This is a genomic window from Gluconacetobacter entanii (genome assembly GCF_003206495.1).
GTDB lineage: Bacteria > Pseudomonadota > Alphaproteobacteria > Acetobacterales > Acetobacteraceae > Novacetimonas > Novacetimonas entanii.
In genome coordinates this window covers 1-3,369 of the sequence record NZ_NKUF01000098.1, presented here as the reverse complement: position 1 = coordinate 3,369, position 3,369 = coordinate 1, and the positions used below count along the sequence as shown (strand labels likewise).

General features: G+C 42.7%; 4 protein-coding genes. 1 reads left to right on the top strand and 3 read right to left on the bottom strand.

All coding sequences use genetic code 11. The features are described from left to right. The first annotated feature begins 204 nt into the window (after window positions 1–204). On the top strand, window positions 205–1,041 hold the full coding sequence (locus tag CFR72_RS16465; RefSeq protein WP_110914787.1) for an IS5 family transposase: 837 nt from the start codon (window positions 205–207) through the stop codon (window positions 1,039–1,041). A gap of 29 nt (window positions 1,042–1,070) precedes the next feature. Here CFR72_RS16465 and CFR72_RS17390 read toward each other — a convergent pair whose 3' ends face one another. From CFR72_RS17390 to CFR72_RS16460, 3 genes are all read right to left on the bottom strand, one after another. Then, window positions 1,071–1,340: a hypothetical protein gene (locus CFR72_RS17390; protein ID WP_130732960.1), complete on the bottom strand. Its 270-nt coding sequence runs from the start codon at window positions 1,338–1,340 to the stop codon at window positions 1,071–1,073. Between the two features lie 64 nt (window positions 1,341–1,404). Beyond that, a complete protein-coding gene (locus CFR72_RS18215) occupies window positions 1,405–1,719 on the bottom strand; it encodes a hypothetical protein (RefSeq protein ID WP_244182353.1) in 315 nt (104 codons plus the stop codon). Between the two features lie 126 nt (window positions 1,720–1,845). After that, window positions 1,846–3,021 carry a hypothetical protein gene (locus CFR72_RS16460; protein ID WP_244182352.1) on the bottom strand — a complete coding sequence of 392 codons (1,176 nt, stop codon included), beginning with the start codon at window positions 3,019–3,021 and terminating at the stop codon, window positions 1,846–1,848. Between the last annotated feature and the right edge of the window lie 348 nt (window positions 3,022–3,369).

Here is a 3,369-nt window from a genome sequence, read left to right as displayed (position 1 = left end):
GTGACACTGGGGAATATCCATGAAAGTGGGCGACTTTCAGGATTTTCCAGTTCCAGAACCACAGTACAAGATACCCATCACGAAAAATGCGGAAGAACCCAAATCTCGATGAAAATTTCCGCCCTACCCGGGTCAGTTCTCAGTGAAAATCAACACAATACCAGCCTGTTGTGATTCATCCGTCTTTACGAAGAGATGGAGTGAATGGTGACATGGACTGGTATTGCCCGACGTGAACATAGCCGGGAAGGACTGCGATATCCATCGGATACGACGGACGGGGAGTGGGCTTTGATCATGCCATTTATACCCCCGGCGAAACGGGGTGGCCGCCCCCGCACGACGGATATGCGCGAGGTGGTCAATGCGATGCTCTACATAGCCTCGGCCGGGTGCGCGTGGCGCCTGCTGCCGAAATGCTTTCCGCCGGTCTCGACCGTCAGGCGCTATTTTTACGCCTGGCGTGATACCGGGCTGTTCGAGGTCATGAATACGGTGCTGGTCATGAGCCTGCGCGAAATCGAGGGGCGTGAAGCCTCTCCGAGAGCGGGCGTGATTGACAGCCAGTCGGTGAAAACTACGGAAAGCGGCGGGCTTTCGGGCTATGACGCGGGCAAGAAGGTCAAGGGCCGCAAGCGCCATATCGTGACTGATACCTGCGGCTTCCTGATCTTTCTCCTCGTTCATGCCGCCGACATCCAGGACCGTGATGGGGCGGTTGATGTCCTGGCGGCAATACGCAGGCGCTTTCCTTGGCTGCGCCACATCTTCGCTGATGGCGGCTATGCTGGCGACAAATTGCGATCCGCGCTCGCCTCCATGGGAAAATGGACGATCGAAATCATCAGGCGGCCCGATACGGCGAAGGGCTTTCAGATCATGCCGCGCCGCTGGGTGGTTGAACGGACATTCGCCTGGCTGGGACGGTGCAGGCGGCTCGCCAAAGATTGGGAAAAGTCCATTGCTTCCTCAACCGCATGGACATTGATTGCCTCGATCCGAATGCTCACACGACGGACTGCAAAGCATTGTCAGGGTTAAAGAACTTTCGAATCAGGCTCTAAAAAATATTATGCATTCCCTTCTGGATAGGATTTTTTCAATATTTCCATTTCCATTAATTCTGAAAATTTTCTAGTTCCAGATTTTGCTATTTCGCTACCTATTTCAGCGAATTTTTCTTTCATCCATGGTTTTTCTGTGAATAAAGAAAAACATATGGCGTAAGCCGCACCAGCTAAATATAAATCTAAATCATCGATATTTCTGTTTTCAAGAAAACATTGGTGGGCCACTTGCTCACCAATATAAGAAATATCTATTTTTACTCTTATTTTCATAGCGCCCTAATATGAATTTAATTTTTATAAATGTAATAAATTATATTTTTTGTAAATTAAAAAATTATTGAAATGGCAGATATCGAAGGGATAAGAAAGCCATATTATCGTCTGTATGCGGCGTTCCTCCATATCCTGAGAATCCAGCAACATCGGTGTGAGAGAATTGTGCGCCAAATGATAATGTGCCATAATCTCCCTGAAAGTAACGCCACCAAAAACCTATTGTTCCTTGAGAAACTCGACGAATGTTGGCATTACAGGCCATAGCGCTTGGAGCATTTTCAATTTGGCATCCTGAGACATTGTACCCTATATTACCATAGCCATATGGAGTTCCATTAACATTGTAAGAACTGCGAGAAAGTATATTTTCCATACCACCGTATGCATATATATCAACTGATTTATATGGGTGTCCGATCAACCCTATTAATACTTGAGCTTCAGGGAGTAGGGCTGGAGATCCATGAATATTAGTTGTGGCATCAGGTAAATTTGTTGTTCAATAACGACCTATTCCGTAACCAGCCAACCCAGATGCTTGAAAGTCGAAATACTTTTTCACAACAGGAATAACCATTCCGCCGCCACCACCACCAGCGAATTTGGTATGACTTTTTCCTGTTCCAATGTAACTGACCCGATCATGTATGAATCTACCAATTCCGAAAGCTTCAAAATGACCAAATTTGGGATCTGCTGATCCTTTTAAAATAATGTCGGGCGCGACATCATCTGAATAAGTTGTGGAAACATTTTCAACTTGTCCACCAGAATTGTTGTATGTTATTTTTTCTTCACTTGGAGTGTATATTGTTCCTCCCCATACCGATTGCGGGTTTTCTAGGGATAGACCAATATGATATTCATGATTATGGAATCCTTTTACAATACGAATTCCTGTATTTCGTGTCCATGTAAAACCAGGAACATATTGAGCATCAATAACAAGTGGTATTTGCTCACTTCTTGTATCCATACCCTTCTTAAAAAGAGTGGCTAAGGACCATGACTGTCCTCCCATAATATAAAAATCATCTATTTTATTTTCAAATTCGCCATACATTACTCGTGATCTTAAAACATAGCTATTGCTTTGTCGTGAGTTTGATGCAGATCCAGCCCCTTGAAAATCGACTTCTGTATAACCAGATACATGCCACTTATCGGTGATATCTGCACCAACTAGTGCTGAGAACCTACTTTGCCTTTCTGTTTCATGGAATTCATTCATATGCGCATTTGGCGAGTTCATCCATGGTATAGAAGAGAAATTTGAACTAATATCAGCGGTTTCATTTCTAGATCTAAATATACCTGCCATTTCTACATATCCACCCAAAATAATAGATATGCGGCCTACATTAAATTGACCTTTGTGGAACAGTCCATTTGTGGTATTCCCAGAAGGAGAAACTGGCATTCCTGTTATTTGACCATAGGTTGTGGGTTCACTCCGAGGGTCTGTTCCTCCAATTGTAATCCATGGACGATTTATTGCATAATTATCTGCATTAGGATTGCCAATTATAATTGGCCTATTATAGGCAGGATCTGTCGATATTTTCTCACGATTCAAAGCAGTTTCTTTAACTAAACGAACTTCATTATCTTGTTTAACCTGCTGAATTTTCATATATTGAATTTGTTTCTGTAAATAATTGATTTGTTTTTCCATTATGCTTATTTGCCTTGACGCTGTTTGTGAATGAGCGCTATGTAAACAAAATGAATACACACAAGAAAAAGCGCCTGACATCAATAGCATATTTTTTGCATACATAGACACAGGAATATCCTAACAATATTATTTATAGATAATATTTAATACATGCTGTGATAATCGCCTAAAGAACTTATTATGAATCTTATATGAATCTTATATGAATTTATGAAAATATCAGTGGAAGTTCATAAACTGGAGGGTTCGAAGAACCCCTGATTGATGTGCTTGGCCGGTAATTTCTGGGTTTTGGCGATTTGATTGACGGTTTTTGCGATGGCCTCCGGTCTGCGTTTTGAGCAG